Annotated in this window: 11 protein-coding genes; 2 read left to right on the top strand and 9 right to left on the bottom strand. The window is 47.5% G+C overall.

Translation table 11 applies throughout. The features are described from left to right. Positions 1-19: 19 nt before the first annotated feature. From IEV98_RS04000 to IEV98_RS03960, 9 genes are all read right to left on the bottom strand, one after another. A complete protein-coding gene (locus IEV98_RS04000) occupies positions 20-3,412 on the bottom strand; it encodes a SusC/RagA family TonB-linked outer membrane protein (RefSeq protein WP_188504614.1) in 3,393 nt (1,130 codons plus the stop codon). 281 nt (positions 3,413-3,693) lie between these two features. Beyond that, a complete protein-coding gene (locus IEV98_RS03995) occupies positions 3,694-4,878 on the bottom strand; it encodes an FG-GAP repeat domain-containing protein (protein WP_229738555.1) in 1,185 nt (394 codons plus the stop codon). A gap of 24 nt (positions 4,879-4,902) precedes the next feature. Next, positions 4,903-8,463, bottom strand: coding sequence for a PVC-type heme-binding CxxCH protein (locus tag IEV98_RS03990; RefSeq protein WP_188504612.1), 3,561 nt, complete (start codon positions 8,461-8,463; stop codon positions 4,903-4,905). A 44-nt stretch (positions 8,464-8,507) separates the two neighbouring features. Then, positions 8,508-9,674 (bottom strand): FecR family protein, encoded by a 1,167-nt coding sequence (locus IEV98_RS03985; RefSeq protein WP_188504611.1) that lies wholly within the window; start codon positions 9,672-9,674, stop codon positions 8,508-8,510. 184 nt (positions 9,675-9,858) lie between these two features. Next, positions 9,859-10,422, bottom strand: coding sequence for an RNA polymerase sigma-70 factor (locus tag IEV98_RS03980; RefSeq protein ID WP_188504610.1), 564 nt, complete (start codon positions 10,420-10,422; stop codon positions 9,859-9,861). Positions 10,423-10,684: 262 nt separating this feature from the next. Then, positions 10,685-11,662, bottom strand: coding sequence for a 6-phosphofructokinase (gene pfkA / locus IEV98_RS03975; RefSeq protein ID WP_188504609.1), 978 nt, complete (start codon positions 11,660-11,662; stop codon positions 10,685-10,687). Between the two features lie 18 nt (positions 11,663-11,680). Then, positions 11,681-13,369 carry a protein-disulfide reductase DsbD family protein gene (locus IEV98_RS03970; protein ID WP_229738554.1) on the bottom strand — a complete coding sequence of 563 codons (1,689 nt, stop codon included), beginning with the start codon at positions 13,367-13,369 and terminating at the stop codon, positions 11,681-11,683. Between the two features lie 81 nt (positions 13,370-13,450). Next, on the bottom strand, positions 13,451-13,900 hold the full coding sequence (locus IEV98_RS03965) for a protein-disulfide reductase DsbD N-terminal domain-containing protein (RefSeq protein ID WP_188504607.1): 450 nt from the start codon (positions 13,898-13,900) through the stop codon (positions 13,451-13,453). Between the two features lie 105 nt (positions 13,901-14,005). Next, positions 14,006-14,776 carry a biotin--[acetyl-CoA-carboxylase] ligase gene (locus tag IEV98_RS03960; RefSeq protein WP_229738553.1) on the bottom strand — a complete coding sequence of 257 codons (771 nt, stop codon included), beginning with the start codon at positions 14,774-14,776 and terminating at the stop codon, positions 14,006-14,008. A 49-nt stretch (positions 14,777-14,825) separates the two neighbouring features. On the opposite strand from IEV98_RS03960, the gene rsfS reads away from it, so the two are divergent. Both rsfS and ftsH read left to right on the top strand, forming a co-directional pair. Next, a complete protein-coding gene (rsfS, locus tag IEV98_RS03955) occupies positions 14,826-15,200 on the top strand; it encodes a ribosome silencing factor (RefSeq protein WP_188504605.1) in 375 nt (124 codons plus the stop codon). 93 nt (positions 15,201-15,293) lie between these two features. Beyond that, positions 15,294-17,378: an ATP-dependent zinc metalloprotease FtsH gene (ftsH, locus tag IEV98_RS03950; RefSeq protein ID WP_188504604.1), complete on the top strand. Its 2,085-nt coding sequence runs from the start codon at positions 15,294-15,296 to the stop codon at positions 17,376-17,378. Positions 17,379-17,443: the final 65 nt, after the last annotated feature.

Raw genomic sequence — 17,443 nt, 5'->3', positions numbered from 1 at the left:
GGATAATTGTTTGCAAGGATTACAACCGGAGGTTCAAACCAATATTGTATGTTTTTGTATTCGGATAGATCAAGTTCTGAAGCCGTTCGGGATCCACATCTTCCAGTCCTGTCCATGTGACCAGGTTAAACCCGCTTAACACGATCCGGAGACTCTGTACACCTACTTTGGCGAGGAAAGCATTTTGCAGCGTATAGCCCAGCGTTACGCTTTTCAGCCGCACATACGATGAGTTGTTTACCCAAAACGTGGAATTGGCGATATTGGATTGGGTAGAAGGTGATTCCGGCCCTCTCGAATACGTAGATGGGTATCTGCCGGGAACCCATGAACTGTTCACGTCAAACAAGTCTTCGCGATGCCACCGGTCGGTAAATTTCATCAGCCCGTTGCGTCCAATCCAATGTATACCTTCACGTGCATACCATGTCCCATCGTTCAGGTAATTGACATTGGCAGCTCCCTGAAACAATATGTCGAGGTCGAATTGCTTATAGCTAAAAGTACTGCCAAGACCGAAGCTGATCTCCGGTGTATTTCCCCTCGCAATGGGAATCTCATCCAAACGGTTGATTAGGCCATCGTTGTTCACATCTCGATATTTGAGATCACCGGGTTTCAGGAACCGATTGGCAAGCGCATGATTACCCTGTAAGGGAGAGTTAACAATTTCTTCATAGGTCTGGAACTGTCCGACGTAATCATAACCCCAAACGATATTGGTCCACCTGTGTGTACCGTTGTTTCTCCAGTTCTCCCAAGAGTTCGGATCGGCGTTGCGCTCGATATGGGTAAGCCGGCCACGGGTGTAAGACATATTGGCCGAAATATCATACAAAAAATCACCCTTCCTCTTGGAATGCCCGACCACAATTTCCATTCCCTGGATTTGGTCGCTGTTTAAATTCTCTTGGGACAACGACTGCCCAATGGTTCCGGGTACAATGGTTGTCCGGGTGGCCAACAGTCCGGATCGATTCCGTTGGAAGAAATCAAGATTGAGGTAAACAAACCTGTTTTTGATATCCAAATCCAATCCAATGTTTTTTGTAACACTTGTGCTCCAGGTCAGGTTGGGATTGGGAATGCTCCTGAAACCAAGACCCCGAGTAATCCGGTCGTCAAAGACATACGTTCCGCTGGGATAGTCGTAGCCTTCCAGAAACTGGAAAGCGGCCGCGCCGTCATCGCCCATTTTACCCCATGATCCCCGTAATTTCAATTGAGAAATTACAGACGACATTGGTCTGAAAAAGCTTTCCTGCGATATCACCCAGCCTGCAGACGCATACGGAAAAAAACCCCACCTACCGTCCGCAGGGAATTGTGACGATCCCCCAAAATTAAATCCGGATTCCAAAAGATACTTTGAATCGTAGTTATAGTTGACTTTGCTGATGATATTTTGATTATTGAATTCGTAAATATCGGCAGAAGTGACGCGGTGATTACGCGTGCCCGCAAAAAATTGGTCAACGTTGGCGTCAAATTCACTGTAAGCGGATAAATTATCGTTTTTTAACTGTTTCTGCTCAAAAACCAACGTGACGTTGAGGTTGTTCTTTAAGAACGACTTGGCATAGTTCAGTTGTCCGTACAAGGTATGGCGCTGCATGGTGGTATAATTACCCATCAGGTTTGCAGGATCATTCTTTGTCGCTGTGTTTCGGTATGTCCCGGTAGATTCTTCATAAGAATACATCTGGAATTTTGGGGCCCATTTTTTTATATATTGCTCCAGGTTATAATAACCGTACCGGAGGCTGGCATTAAGCCCTTCAATGAAAGGCACCTCATAATCTACCGTATAATTTCCCTGAAAAGTCTTTAATTGTGTATGTGTATAACCTCCGATATCGGCATTGGATATCGCGAGTGGATGCTGCCCGTCGTAAGAATCCTGCAGATATTCTGGATTGTTATTTGCATAGACAGGATTCGTTGGAACTTGCATGAAAAGTGAGAAATACATACTCCCGATTACTCCGGGCAGAAATGCGGGAGCACCCGGTTCGTTTTTTTGGTCCTGCATTCCATCAATGCTTAAACTCATTTTCAGATTGTCGGTAATCTCACCGGTCACACTTGCCCTTAAGTCGTACTTTTTATAATTAAGGTCACCGCTTCTCCACATCCCGTCTTCGCCAGTATAACCGATGGAAGTAAAATATTGGATACGTTCACTGCCCCCGTTTACACTGATATTATGTCGTTGCTTATCAGCATACGGTCTCGTTACTAAATCGTACCAATTCGTACTCTGTTTGGTGCCGTCCTTATAAGCTTGGATATCTTCGGGGCTAAAAGTTGTCGCATTCGGCGGGATACCGTTATTGATTTCCGCTTCTGTGTTCAATACGGCATAATGGTAAGCATCCAACGGTGTCAGCGTGTTGGTAAATGACTGGATCTCGTAATCCCCTGAATAGCTGATTACAGGTTTCCCCACTTCACCCTTTTGGGTGGTGACGAGTACAACACCATTTGCAGCCTTTACTCCGTATACGGCAGCCGAGGCGTCTTTCAAAACGCTGATATCCTTTATGATATTGGGATTTAACCTGACAAAATCCCGCTTTGCCATTTCCATACCATCAACGATAAACAACGGGTCGGAAAACCCACGGATATCGAATCTGGTATCAAAAGATCCCGGTTCACTGGAGTTTTGCACCACCCTGACTCCCGGAAGCCGCCCGGCCAATCCTTTAGATAAATCGGAGGTTGTTATCGATTTGATTACTTTCTGACCCACCGAGGTAATTGCGCCAGTAATGGTGGCTTTCTTTTGGGTACCAAAAGCTACGACAACTACTTCATCAAGATCCGCTAACGCTTCAATTAATACAACCTGTAAATTGTTCTGGTCATTGACGATGACCTCATGTGCCTCGTAACCAACATTTGTGAAGACCAATAGCTGACCTTTTTCCACGTTAATCCTAAAATTTCCGTCTTCGTCGGTTACTGTGCTTATTGGTGTGCCCTTTAAGGAAACCGTCACCCCTGGCAATGGGTCTCCAGATTGGTCCGAAACCTTACCAACCACCTCCCGTTGTACTTCTTCTATCTTTTCGGCGTGTTTTACCTTTTTTTCGCTGGATTCTTTTTCCTCGCCCTTACGTATGATGATAATACGCTCCCGAATCTCATAATCGCATGCCAATTCTTGAAAAATTACATGAAGTGCTTTTTGCAAATCGACCTCACGTAAATTGACGCTAATTCGTTTGGTTTCATCGATATCCTTCTTTCTGTAAAAGGCAGTAAAACCCGTCTGCTTCTCTATGTTTTTCAATAGCTGAACAACCGTTGCCTCCTTCTCTTGAAGTGTGACTTTTTGTGCAGCTATTTTTCCGGCAAACGCAACCTGAAAACATACAAAAGCCAAAGAAAATAAGGAAAGATTCATAATTAGCATTCGTTGTTGTGTTCTCGGCACCATTCTTATAGATGCCACATGAGGCAGCAGCCAAAGGCATTTCAGCCGCTTGCCAAATCCATTTAAATACATAATTTTGCAATGTTTGAGTTTATCTTGGTCTTTTCTTTTTCAACACGATCTAATCGTGCTATTTGATCATGATCCGCTCACATTAGCCGGTAGTGCTTCCACCCACTGCCGGCATCTTTTGCTGAATCATCTTGTTGTCACTGATTTCGCCTTATTAACCCCCTTTCTTTTGGTATCCATTATTCACTTCTACCCTGTTGCTGTGAATAAAATACTCCCTTTTTATTGGAAACAACGATATCAAGCAAGCCATCTCCGTCTACGTCTTCTACGATAACCTGTAAGCCAACACCAGAATCATGATCAATCTGGTGTGCGCGCCAAAAGGGCGGTCCATCCGGCATATACTCATACCAGTGCAGCACAGCAGGTTCAAACTCGCCGGGGTCATGCCCATTATGGGCAAAGAAACGCTTGCCGGTTACCAAATCCAGGTACCCGTCGCCATTGATATCCTTTAGGGTAAGCGCGTGGCTCTGCGAAAACGTGCTGTCTATCACGTGCTTTACCCAGCGGGAACCGCCCGCATTGTCAGGCTGCTGCTCATGCCACCAAATGCCGTAATTATGGGCAGATGAACTGACTACATCCACTAAACCGTCACCATTCACATCTAGCGTATGCATCTGCGCGCAATCTTCTCCGAAATCCGCCGGATGGAACTGCCAGAGGTGTCCGCTATCTTGGGCAGGCGCCTCCCACCAGCCTTTCGTAATCAATACGTCTGAACGGCCATCGCCGTTGACATCCCCTACACCGAGTCCGTGCGTGAATTGATGCGTACCAAGCCCCGCTTCTTTGCTGATCACGTGTTTTTTCCAGCTCGTACTTCCGCGTTCATTGGGAGTTTGGAGCCAGATCACTTCTTCGGTTTCCGGATCGTTGCCTACCAGATCCGGCCGGCCGTCGCCATTCATATCCACAAAAAGTGGCGTCTCATTTCCGAAAGCACCATAAATAAGGTGTTCCTCCCAGTACCCGGATTCGTTTCCCGGATTTTGATGCCAAACTACCGCCTTACCCGGGAAATCTACCCGAATCATATCAACCCACCCATCTTGGTCAACATCAAGCGCAAAATGCAGAAAAGCGTTGCTATAACCTTTGTCATACGCGAATGCCTGCGGTGCGGCTAGTTCATGCTGCTTCCACGTGGGCGCCTCAAACCAATAGGCACCGGCAATGATATCCAAATGCCCGTCTTTATTGACGTCCGCAACGGTCACTCCCTCCGAAACAAACGTGTCACAGAGCACGTGCTTGTCAAACAGGATCTCTCCATCTTTGGCAGGCTGCCCCATACAGCTGATGCTAGCCAATGTGATCAACAGCATAATCAACATCATTCCAGTTGGTTTTTTCATGATCATCTCCTCGTTTTTATAATATTAGTTAACACTCAGCAGGTATTCCAGCAATGCTCCAAATTCTTCTTCCGAAAGAATATGCCTGAAATGGTCGGGCATCAATGTATAAGGCGATGGCGTGTAGGACCTCATGTCTTTTTTGGCTATTTTGAATTCCTTTCCGCTGATGTCTGCAAAAACCATCACCTCCCCTTCGGTTCTCCGGTACAACCCGGTCTGCTGCTTTCCATTGTCCAAAACAATATTATACGTACGGAATGATTCGGAAATGTTCCGGTTGGGATCCAATATTTTCTCCGACAGGGCCCGCACACCCCAATTTCCGATACCATTAAGCTGCGGACCGATCATGCCGCCCGTTCCGCCGATTTGGTGGCATATGGCACAATTTGCTTCGAACAGCGCGCGACCTTTTTCCAGACGCTTTCCGGTCTCTTTGAAACCGGCGATCCGGTCCTCGATCAGCTTTTTTCGGGCCTCTCGCTCATCTTCTCCTTTGGCCAATAAGCTTTTAATACGTGCCTGTTGATCGGTTTTGGCGTTTGCATCAAGCAACTCTTTCACCCTGAACTCCGTGAGTAAATCAACAGCGGCCTTTCCACCCTCTATGGTTTGAAGCAGCAACTCTATTCCCCTCGGCGATCCCGCCAATGCGGTGGTTGCCGCGAGCTGTACCGGTCTTGCGCTCCCTTTCAGCCCCTCTTGAAGGTATTGCTGGGTCTGCCCCTGTTGCAACTGCCCCAGAATGGCCGCCAAGCGTTCTCTTAGCAGGGCGGGCTCCGATTTATCCACAAAGATCTTACCCAGCAATTCGGCATCTCCCTTCGCGGACATGCCGGCCAATGCATTGGCGGCGGCTAACCGCGTATCGGGATTCACCCATGGTGCTTTAACGATTTGAACAAGACGGTCCTTTAAACCTGCTATTTTGAAGTTTCCGGCTATCTCAGCAGCCTTTTGCCGCAACGCGTCCACGTCGGATGGTGTGTAGGGCGGCATTTCGACAACGGCCGGCTCCAGCTTCCCAATGCCGATGGAACCGGTCTCCGAGCTATCCACCACCTCAATATACCCCATCTTCCCCTCATGCCCCTTTAAATCAAACGTAGCCGGTTTAATCAGATCATCAAACTCCATTTTAGTATCCTGCTTCATCCGGTATTCGCCAATGACCTGGTCGTTACCCGCCAACCGGATGCGCACAGTATTTTTCGACGTACCCGCTTTTTCTTCCGTATTGTGCACGTCATTATCAAACACATTCATGCTGATTTCGGCGGGTAGCGTAAACGGCCTGGTGTAAAGGGTAGCCCTCGGCTTGTACCCATTGCGCTCGCTCAGATAAATCCGGAAAGCAGGCATTACCTGGGTAAGAAAAGCGTCCGACGTCGACCAAGGGCTGAGATCTTCAGGACGATTCTCCATAGGTTTACTCATCCAGCTATCCTGGCCGTCTGTCATCTCGTTCAGAAAATAATCAGCAAGTTGGCTACCCCAGGTCTTTAGCCGTGGATGAATAGCCAAGCCTCGTTGGGCAACGCCTTCCTGAATATTGAGAAACAGCGAAAGCTGGGTTTGTTTGTCATTTGCAAACTTCTCCGTAATAATCGGTACAATTTGTGATAGCTGCGCAGCACTGGCGTACCTTCCAATAAATTCAAGATTTTTCTGTAATGCTTCATGCGGTATATCGTGGTGAAGCACATAGTCCAGTACGAACGTTGCAGCGGCCTGCGATGGCACATCCCGCATGGCGATAGCGATGGTGGCCAGTTTGGCTTCATCCCATTTCATCTTTGAAGCTTGTTCGGCTACTCCGGTTCCCCGCAGGTTATTACGGACAGCCAGCAATGCCGTATACTTCAGGTGTGAATCTTCTGCGGGACAGTTCACATACAAGGTCAGCAATGGATCTACGTGGGCGATATCAGGAAAGCGGCTCAGCACTTCGGATGCTGTACGCTGGATGAACGGATCCTTGTCTGCAAGTGCTGCCAGCACGGTACGTTGCTGCGCATCGGTGAGTTTTTCCGACTCTGCCAGTATGCGTAATGCATGTTGACGGACGATGGGCTGCCCGTGATGCAGTGCTTGGTCGATAATGGACTCGGGTAACGCGTGAAGACGGTGCAGTACCCACAATCCATGGATGTATTCCGTGGGTGATGAACCCGCGGACGATACCCGTTCAAGCACCGGTTTTACGGCCTTGTCTTTGAAAACTTCAACCAGCCGGTCAGCCACCTTCAAACGCGTTGCCAAATGCGGATGGTTAAGCCCCTCGATCAACTCGTTCAGGTCCGCCTTCGCCCAATTTTTGACGGGCAAGGTGCCTTTGTCCTTGCCCGTATAGGTGATTTTCCATATGCGCCCGCTCAGCCGGTCGCGCCCGGGATGATCCAGCGACACTTCATAGTGACCAATGATGCGATTATAAAAGTCAGCGACATACAGTGAGCCGTCAGGCCCGGTTTTGATATCCACCGGCCGGAACCATGGATCTTCGCTGGTTAAAAACGGGTCTTCCTTTTTTGCGATGGGAGTGGTTCCCTGATAGGTCACCGTGTTGCGGTCAATCCGGCAGGTGACAACGTCCCCTGTAAAAAAGCTATGGCGGTACGCTTCCGGAAACTGCTGGTCCGTATAATAAACCAATCCGGCAAGAGCCGTGGATCCCAGCTCATAGCTCATCATTTCCGGTGCATAGCCGATGGCGGGATCCTTCCGGCCCCATTGGGGATAATCGCCACCCGGGATCAGCTGGAAGATCGGCTTGCTATGGCAATCCACGGAATACAGGTATCCCCGTTCGTCAATGGCCGAACCGAAGGGGTTGATCCGCCCGTTCGTGGTCTGTTCCACCCGGCTCCCATCGATACGGAAACGGAAGGTATTGCCTGAAACCAGCGTAACCGAGTCACCGTCTGCACCAGCGATCGTTGAAATATTGGTAAAACCATGGCAAGCGTGAATCCACCCGTCATATCCGCGGATGAAATTATTGACCATGCCATGGGTATCCTTAAATCCAAATGGCCCCACAAGTACCTCTTTCTCGTCAGCTTTGCCATCGTTGTCATTATCCTTCAAGTGATAGATATTTGGAATGCTAAATCCAACCGCACCGTCGGATACGGGCATAATGCCGATCGGTATATTCAGGTTATCATCAAAATGTGTAAATACATCCGCCTTTCCGTCGCCGTCACTATCTTCTAAAATCGAGATTCGGTCCTTTCCTGTACTGGGGCCTGCCGCGATCGGATACTCAGATGACTGCGTAACCCATAGTCTTCCTTGGTCGTCAAACTCCATGTTGATCGGCTTGGTAATATCAGGCTCCGAAGCGAACAACGTGATTTCAAAACCGGGAGGAAGTTTGAAACCAGCCATTTCCTCCTCAGGGGTCTGGAATTCCGTGGTGCGCACGTGATCCGCAAACTGATTATCTTTTGATGTTTTCTGAGCATGATCCCCGCATCCCAATGGAAAAATCCAGGCGAAGCACAATACAACAGTCCATAACCCCACTTCACGATTCTTTTTTCTTTTAATTGTTAGGTCAGTCAATGTTTTATACATTTTATCGATGTTTATCTTAGTTAGTATTTGTATTCAAAAGCAAATCAATCCCCTATAGAGTCTTTAATAATAACCAATCGTTGCGGCTCCCGAAAGTCGATGCGAACTCCCGTTCCCTTTATCACTTGTAGTGCAGTAGCCAAACTGACCTCCCGAGGTATCTTTCCCACAAAAAGATCACTGTCACCTACATCCTTCTCATATTGGATATCAACATCATACCAACGGCCAAATTCTTTCAATACACTTCGGATTGTTGCATCATGGAAGTAAAAATACCCATCCTTCCAAGCGGTAAACGCTTCCGTATCCACCTTATTTACCTGTAGACCCTTATCCGTTAACACAGCTTGTTCACCGGGCACGAGAATCATTTCTTTGGCTACCTGCCTCTCGGTTGCATTGCGGTGCACAGCGACAGAACCTTCTACCAATGTCGTTTTTATCGCTACCTCGTCTTTATATGCGTTGATATTGAACCGGGTACCGAGGACTTCGACGACCTGGCCTCCGCTTATAACCTTAAAAGGTATATTGGGCGAAATCCGCTTCACCTCAAAATAGGCTTCTCCTTCAAGCGTCACCTCCCGTTTATCTTGGGAAAACGCTGCCGGGTATGTCAACGAGGAAGCCGAGTTCAACCAAACTTTGGATCCATCCGGCAATACAATTTGATATTGCCCCCCTTTTGGCGTAGAAATGCCCATGAATCGTGAGGGATCACCTTGCGGTTGGAGCTCATGCTCCAGAATGGCACTTCCGTCGCCATAAGTTAGCTCATCTCCAATCACGATGCCCGATTGGTTGGCACTTAAATCGATAACACGCCCGTCTGCCAGCATCAGCGTCGCCCGATTACCTCCCGGTTGCACATCTTCTTCGGTCAATTGCCTGTCGATAGTTTGCTGCATATTTCCATATCGTAGATAGACACCGATAGAGAGGACCAAAAATAGAGATGCTGCAATACCAATTGCCCACCGCAGACGAGGTTTTACCGTATAAAAGGACTCTTGTTTTACGTTTTCCCTGATTTTTGTTAGAATCCGTGATTTCAGTTCTTCTTCATTGTTTGCAAATGATAACGGTAGTTCAAACTGGTCGTCCACATGAGCATTATACCATGCCCTAAATTCCGATTTTTCGTCCTCGGTAATGGTACCGTTGAGCCACTTGGATGCCAATTCCTGATATCGTTTATTATCGGTCATAATAATATCTCTCTACTAGTATGTATAGACAGCGAAGTAAATCCCTTAGTCCGTATTGAACTATTTTTTGACGTCCATGGAACACGCTTGATATACGGGCGATGTTCCACGGATCAGGATTTTAGGAAAAGGCCCCACGAAAGATAGGATTGCGTAGAATGGGATATGTTTGCGTACAGGCACGCTATAACAATGTCATCATGAAGCTGGCCAGCTTAGCACGTAACGTTTTGAACGCCTTCCCAAGATGCGCTTCAACGGTTTTTTCGGAAATCTGTAGGGTTTCAGCAATCTGCTTCTGGGAATAGCCCTCATCTCGGCTTAGTTGAAATACCAATCGACATTTTTCAGGAAGTTGTTGTACATGCTTGGCGAGCTCCTCCGTAAGCTCGTTAAAGGCAAGCCCTTCCTGAGTGGAATCGTCTACTTGTTCTTTGTATAGCATCGAATCAATATACCGTTCCTGATTATAATACTTATCCAGCGTCACGATAATTCGGTATTTTACGGAGACGGCAAGGTAATGTGTTAGTTCTGAGGTTAAGTTTAAGGTCTGTCGCCTGCGCCAGAGTGCCGTAAATATATCCTGCACAATTTCCTCTGCATCTTCAAGCCGGATGGTTCGACTTGCAGCAGCCACAAAAAGCTTTTTCCAATGACGATTGTACAATTCCGTAAAAGCTCCTTCGTCATCGCCCCTTAGCATATCAAACAAGTCAGCGTCTGCCTTATCTTTATAGCTGTACATATGCAGTTTATAATCGGTAATTGGTGAGATACAATAATAACCCAATGTCAAAAATAGGTAATACCTAAAAAAAAGCAACCCGTACTATCCTGACTTACCTCAAGACCAGTTTTCAGCAAACCATCACCAAGTTGCCAAGTCTGCGACTGTCAGCGTTACTCCTAAAACCAAGCCATTAGCGGCAGAAAACCGAATCACAAAAAAGCCGCCCCATATATTTTGAGACGGCGTCTTGTATTCTTGATGTAATCCGTTCTGTCTATTACAACGACAAGATATCGACAATACGAAGTAAGTTGTCATTGATGCCACCAAGGTGTTTGATGGCCTTGCTGAATGGAGTGAATGTGGCTTGTCCATGTATCAATCCTGCCATTTCTCCACGCCGCCCCTCGAGGAGCGCCTCTACAGCAGCAACTCCCAACCGACTGGCCAATACCCTATCCATACAGGTGGGACTGCCGCCCCGTTGAATATGCCCGAGTATGGATACCCGCATGTCATAATGCGGAAAGCGCTCTTTTATCCGTTCGGCCACTGCAAAAGCTCCGCCCGCGTCTTCACCTTCTGCCACAATAATCACCCGTGAAGCTTTATTTTTCCTGGTCCGATCGAGTCGATCCATCATGGCTTCGTAATCCACTTTAATTTCGGGGATGAGCACGCATTCGGCTCCTACACTAATACCCGATCTCAGGGCGATGAGGCCGGAGTCACGCCCCATTACTTCCACAACAAATACCCGGTCGTGCGACTCAGCCGTGTCGCGGATTTTATCAACGGCTTCGATAACGGTGTTGATAGCCGTATCGTAACCGATGGTAAAGTCCGTGCCCACCAAGTCATTGTCGATTGTACCCGGCAGCCCAATAATCGGAATGTTATGCTCTTCAATGAATTTGGTTGCTCCTGTGAATGTGCCGTCACCACCGATGGCTACCAGTCCGTCTATACCCTGCTTTTGGAGGTTTTCGTAGGCGCGTTGCCGCCCCGATGCCGTCCTAAACTCCTCGCTCCGTGCCGTCTTTAAAATGGTACCGCCACGCTGGATGATATTGGCCACCGATTTGGCATCCATGGGAAAAATATCCCCATGGACCATACCATCGTAACCACGACCGATTCCAAAGACGTTAAGGTTGTAGTAAAGCCCAGTGCGGACGACCGCGCGTATCGCGGCATTCATTCCCGGTGCATCTCCTCCAGATGTGAATACAGCAATATTTTTGATGTTGCTCATGCGTTTATTATATATTATTCAGTTTGATGTACTTGCCTGGTATGAAGCGATGCCGCTATCCAAAAAAACGATGTAATTCTGTATGTCTTCGTTATATGCCTGTGCCGGCACCAATTGCTTCCCATCACTATCGACGATGACGTAATAAGGCTGCGCATTGGTGCCAAACCGAGATGCCTGTAGATCTGACCATTTCTGGCCTACACGGCGAATCTTCTTTCCACTGAACTCAGACACATACTGTTCATCAGGCTCCAGTTCGGTGCGGTCATCCACGTACAGGGACACCAGGATATAATCTTCCTTCAATCGTTTCAACACCTGTGGATCCGGCCAGACCGACTCTTCCATTTTCCTACAGTTCACACAACTCCATCCAGTGAAATCCAAGAGGACGGGTTTACCCACTTGTTTAGAATATGCAAGCGCCTGATCGTAATCGTAGAAAGCATCAATACCATGTGGTGCATGGAAGACATCGCCGTATTTTTTAACAATGGCATTGCTTGCTTGAGGAGTGGAGCTTGCAAATCCGACACCATGCAGATTGAAATCTTGCGTAGGCGAGGGTGGAAGCCACGCACTCAAAGCCTTGAGTGGGGCACCCCACATGCCGGGTACCATATACACCGTGAAGGACAGCATAGCAATAGCGAAAAACAAGCGTGGAATTGAAATGTAGGGCACAGAGCTATCATGAGAGAACTTCAGCTTACCCAACAGATACAGGCCGAATAAACCGAAGATAACAATCCAGATAGCTAAAAACACCTCACGATCAAGGATTCCCCAATGATAGGCGAGGTCGACGTTTGACAAGAATTTGAACGCAAGGGCGAGCTCCAGAAAACCCAACGATACCTTAACTGTATTGAGCCAACCGCCAGATCTGGGCATTTCCTTTAGCAACGACGGAAAAAAGGCAAATATCATGAATGGTATAGCCAGTGCTACGGAAAACCCAAGCATGCCAATGGCCGGTCCCATCAGTGCGCCCTCAGACACGGCTTCAACCAACAGGTAGCCAATGATGGGGCCTGTACACGAAAACGACACCAAAGCCAGCGTAAAGGCCATGAAGAATAATCCAAGCAGCCCACCCCTATTGGATTTTTCGTCCATTTTATTGACAAATCGGGAGGGCAGTGTGATTTCAAAAGCACCTAAAAAAGAAATCGCAAAAATGATGATGATGACAAAAAACAGGAGGTTGAACCAAGCACTGCTCGCCGCCTCATTGAGTGCTGACGCTCCAAACACCAAGGTAACCAGCATCCCCAACGCTACATAAATGACGATAATGAAAAGGCCGTACAACAATGCGTTGACGACACCCTTCGATCGTGTGCCACTCTGCTTGGTGAAAAACGAAACCGTAAGCGGAACCATCGGATAGATGCATGGCATCAAGAAAGCGGCGAACCCCCCGATGATGCCCGCAATGAAGATGCCCCATAAGGTTTGTGGGCTTCCGTCGGTACCACTGCCTACATTTGATGTGGTTGAGTCCACCACAGTTTCAGCCACATCCTGACCGTCGGTAAATACCACATCATCCGGCACATCTAGGTATTCGGATGCCGTATCTTGCCCATCGGTAAACTCAACGTCGTCGAAATCAAGTAAGGTGTCTTGTGCAAGCGCAGTTGGAGCGATTATACAGGCAAAGCCGACAAGTAACGATAACGTAAGAAGAATACGTTTCATGAACAACATACGTTAAAAAGGTTGCAAACATAATAAAAAAGGCAGTGCGCTGCCTTTTTTCTGATTTCTTTTTCTGGTCGACTATTTGACAGCCACTGTAAATGCTATCTCATCGGGCGGCAGACACTGGTTGGCATCGCAAGCCATAAATTCAACGGCACCTTTAACTGTGGTGCTCCCCTTTTTTAGCTTGATCTTTTGCTGAAAGACGACCTCTTTATCGAAGTAGGACACATCCATGCCGAAAACCTCCTCGTGTTTACTCTTCGGCTTCGGCTCCGCGGGCTTGCCGATCAATGCGTATTCGTTTGAAGGGCTGAACGTAAAAGAGGTCTTTATCGGTCCACCTTCTTCGATATTTTGGGAGTAAATGTGCCAACCTTTGTCGATGGTAGCCTTCATGAACACCACTGCTTCATCGTTATTGATCTTTTTGGCGCCAAATTGCCATTTTACGGGCTCCAAAATTTGCGCAGAAACACCGGTTGCCGCAACAAACAAGATAGCTAACGCTAATGTTAATTTTCTCATAATCATTCAAGTGTTGTTTTTAAAATTAAAGACTCGCTTTACTGTCTGGGGTTTAATTCCAACAGCAGTGTTCGGTGTTTGCGCAGCAAAGTTAAGTAATCTTGCTTAAATGACAAATGCTATTTCCTTGATATCAAAATCTACCAAATGGCCATTAAAGTCAATCCGCAAACGCCCCGTTTCGGCGACTCCGTCCAACACACCGGCCACCTTCACCCCATCTACAAGGAATGGGTGCAATTCGCCCAACCGGTAGAGTCGCTGCTCATAGCTGGCCAACAGTGTCTCAAAACGGCCTGCTTTCAGCGAAAAGTACGCTTGTCCAATCTGCTTGCAAAGGTCGGTCAATAATTCGGGTATTTGGCAATCTCTATGTAAAATTTGCTTGACTGAGGTGGTATGCTCACGGATTGCATCCGGGAATAGGGTTTGATTCACGTTAATACCGATACCGACAATCGCGGACTTCCACTGATTTCCTTTCAAAATATTCTCAATCAGGATACCTCCGATTTTTTTATCGCCAATATAGATATCGTTCGGCCATTTCACTTTTACAACAACGCCCAACACCGATTCCAGCCAATGGACGACAGCCAAAGTGATGGCTGCTGTTAACATGAATTGGTGCTTGGGATCGAGAAAAGCAGGCGTAAGCAGCATACTAAATGTCAGGTTCTTCCCCGGCTCACTTTGCCACAGCGTACCCTTCTGCCCCCTGCCAGCATATTGATCAACTGCCATTATTACAGTGCCTTCGGTAAGTGGCGTGGATTTTGACAGTTCTTCCTTGAGGTATTCGTTGGTGGAAGGGACCCGCTGTAATGTAATAACATTTTGTCCTTCAAATAATCCCGAAAATGTGTTACTTTGCAATACGAATGGAATTAAAGGGTAACATTGCCCAAAACTATAATTATTTTTAATGATAAAAAACAAAAAATCAGCCATGTCATCTCGCTTATCGGAGGTCGTTATCCACGGTATGCAGGAGAAGAAAGGGAATGAGATTGTGCGGCTTGATTTGAGAAACATCCGTAGTTCGGTGTCAGATTATTTTGTAATTTGCCACGCAGACTCTTCTACACAGGTAAGCGCCTTAGCCAAGAGTGTTGAAGAGGAAGTCTTCAAAGCACTCAACCAAGAACCTTGGCGGAAGGAAGGTTTGGAGCATGGGGAGTGGGTATTACTGGACTTCGTGGATGTAGTAGTACATATTTTTAAAACGGATAAACGCAGTCATTACGGTATAGAAGACCTATGGGGCGATGCCGAATTGGAGTATTATCAAAGTGCGTAATTCAACCGTAGGTAAAGTTGCATTGATACACAACTTTATAGCGGAAACAAAACAACAAAAGAGAAGTAAGGTATGCCTAACGGACCCGATAGAATGAAGAGAGTGCCCAGCAAGAAAGTGACGCCAAAGCCGCCACGATTCAATATCATGTGGCTGTGGGTGGCGATGATTTTCGGCTTTTTTGCATTGCAATATATTTTTACTGACGATAAAGCGAAACAGATTACCTATCAGGAGTTTGAAGAGACCATGCTGAAGGAAGGTGACGTGGAACGCTTGATTGCCTATAAACGAAATGAGCTGTTTTTCGTGGAGGTGTTTATTAAGAAGGACCGACTCTCCGATGAGAAGTATAAAAATGTAAGGCCGAGCGACAACAACCTGACGTTGAGCCCTTCCACCGGACCTCAGTATTTCTTTACAGACGGCTCCTATGATGCGTTGGAACGCAAACTGGCCACTGCACAGGAAGACCTGGCACCGACTGATCGCGTGTCACTGCGGTTGGAAGACCGCACCAACGCCTGGACGGGCTGGATTTTTTCCATTATGTTACCGCTGCTATTGATTATCGTATTCTGGGTTTTCATCATGCGGCGGATGGGCGGCGGTGGCGGTGGCCCCGGCGGTCAAATCTTTAACATCGGCAAATCCAAGGCCACCCTCTTTGATAAAGAATCACAGGTAGCGATTACGTTCAGTGACGTGGCAGGTCTCGAAGAAGCGAAGCAGGAAGTGATGGAAATCGTAGACTTTCTGAAAAACCCAAAGAAATACACGAATTTGGGCGGGAAAATTCCGAAGGGGGCATTGTTAGTGGGCTCACCGGGTACAGGGAAGACCCTACTTGCTAAGGCCGTTGCCGGAGAAGCCCAAGTGCCTTTCTTCTCACTTTCGGGATCGGATTTCGTGGAAATGTTTGTCGGTGTAGGTGCATCGCGTGTGCGAGACCTCTTCCGCCAGGCCAAAGACAAGGCACCCTGTATCATATTCATCGACGAAATTGATGCCATAGGGCGTGCGCGAGGAAAGAACAGCGTGATGGGTGGCAATGACGAACGGGAAAATACGCTGAACCAGCTACTGGTGGAAATGGACGGTTTTGGTACCGATTCAGGCATTATTATCATGGCAGCCACCAATAGACCGGACGTGCTTGATTCGGCTCTGCTGCGCCCTGGCCGGTTTGATAGGCAAATCTCCATAGACAAGCCTGACCTCGTGGGTCGGGAGCAGATCTTCAAAGTCCACCTCAAACCGCTGAAATTGGCAGCCGAGGTGGACGCCAAGAAATTGTCCGCGCAAACCCCCGGGTTTGCAGGCGCTGAAATTGCCAACGTGTGCAACGAAGCAGCACTTATTGCCGCCCGACGCAATAAAGCGGCGATTGAGATGCATGACTTTCAGGATGCGATAGACCGGGTAATAGGTGGCTTGGAAAAGAAAAACAAAATCATTTCTCCTGAGGAAAAGCGTATCGTTGCATTCCATGAAGCTGGTCATGCCATCGCCGGTTGGTTCCTCGAGCACGCCGATCCGTTGGTGAAGGTGTCCATCGTGCCACGTGGGGTGGCGGCATTAGGGTATGCCCAATACCTACCCAAGGAGCAGTTTCTATATACCACCGAACAATTGATCGATGGGCTATGCATGACCATGGGTGGACGTGTGGCCGAAGACATCACATTCAGTAAAATCTCCACCGGGGCACAAAATGATTTGGAACGCATTACGAAGTTAGCCTACGCCATGGTGGCAGTATACGGCATGAATGCGAAAGTAGGTAACATCTCATTCAACGATAACCAGGAAAATCAATTCCAACGGCCATATTCTGAAAAAACGGCTGAACTTATTGATGAGGAAGTGCGCAAGCTGATCAGCGATATCTATGAAAAGACCAAGAGGCTATTGCTCGATAAACAAGATGGACTCATTGCGTTGGCCGAGAAATTGCTCGAAAAGGAAATACTTTTCCAAGCCGATTTGGAAGAAATATTGGGCAAACGCCCATTCGACCATCGGACAACTTACGACGAATTCGTAAACGGTGAAGCCGGGGAAGGCGATCAAAGTAAGGCAGCCAAAGGCTTGGTGCATGATGGCGTCGGCGACAATTCGGGCGTTTTTGACAATAAGCCTGCCGAAGACGATACGACACGAACGACCTCCGAGTGAAAGGATTCTTAACAATTGGGTAGCGTAAGTTTGTCTTGCAAAAGAATATAAAGACCACAACGGCA

The sequence above is a fragment of the Parapedobacter pyrenivorans genome (assembly GCF_014636865.1).
Lineage (GTDB): Bacteria > Bacteroidota > Bacteroidia > Sphingobacteriales > Sphingobacteriaceae > Parapedobacter > Parapedobacter pyrenivorans.
This window is presented reverse-complemented; position numbering and strand designations above follow the sequence as displayed.

Coding starts and splice junctions, on each gene's coding strand:
- rsfS (WP_188504605.1), top strand. CDS start 14,826: ATGATAAAAAACAAAAAATCAGCCATGTCATCTCGCTTATCGGAGGTC.
- IEV98_RS03995 (WP_229738555.1), bottom strand. CDS start 4,878: ATGAAAAAACCAACTGGAATGATGTTGATTATGCTGTTGATCACATTG.
- IEV98_RS03965 (WP_188504607.1), bottom strand. CDS start 13,900: ATGAGAAAATTAACATTAGCGTTAGCTATCTTGTTTGTTGCGGCAACC.
- IEV98_RS03980 (WP_188504610.1), bottom strand. CDS start 10,422: ATGTACAGCTATAAAGATAAGGCAGACGCTGACTTGTTTGATATGCTA.
- IEV98_RS03990 (WP_188504612.1), bottom strand. CDS start 8,463: ATGTATAAAACATTGACTGACCTAACAATTAAAAGAAAAAAGAATCGT.
- ftsH (WP_188504604.1), top strand. CDS start 15,294: ATGAAGAGAGTGCCCAGCAAGAAAGTGACGCCAAAGCCGCCACGATTC.
- IEV98_RS03985 (WP_188504611.1), bottom strand. CDS start 9,674: ATGACCGATAATAAACGATATCAGGAATTGGCATCCAAGTGGCTCAAC.
- pfkA (WP_188504609.1), bottom strand. CDS start 11,662: ATGAGCAACATCAAAAATATTGCTGTATTCACATCTGGAGGAGATGCA.
- IEV98_RS04000 (WP_188504614.1), bottom strand. CDS start 3,412: ATGAATCTTTCCTTATTTTCTTTGGCTTTTGTATGTTTTCAGGTTGCG.
- IEV98_RS03970 (WP_229738554.1), bottom strand. CDS start 13,369: ATGAAACGTATTCTTCTTACGTTATCGTTACTTGTCGGCTTTGCCTGT.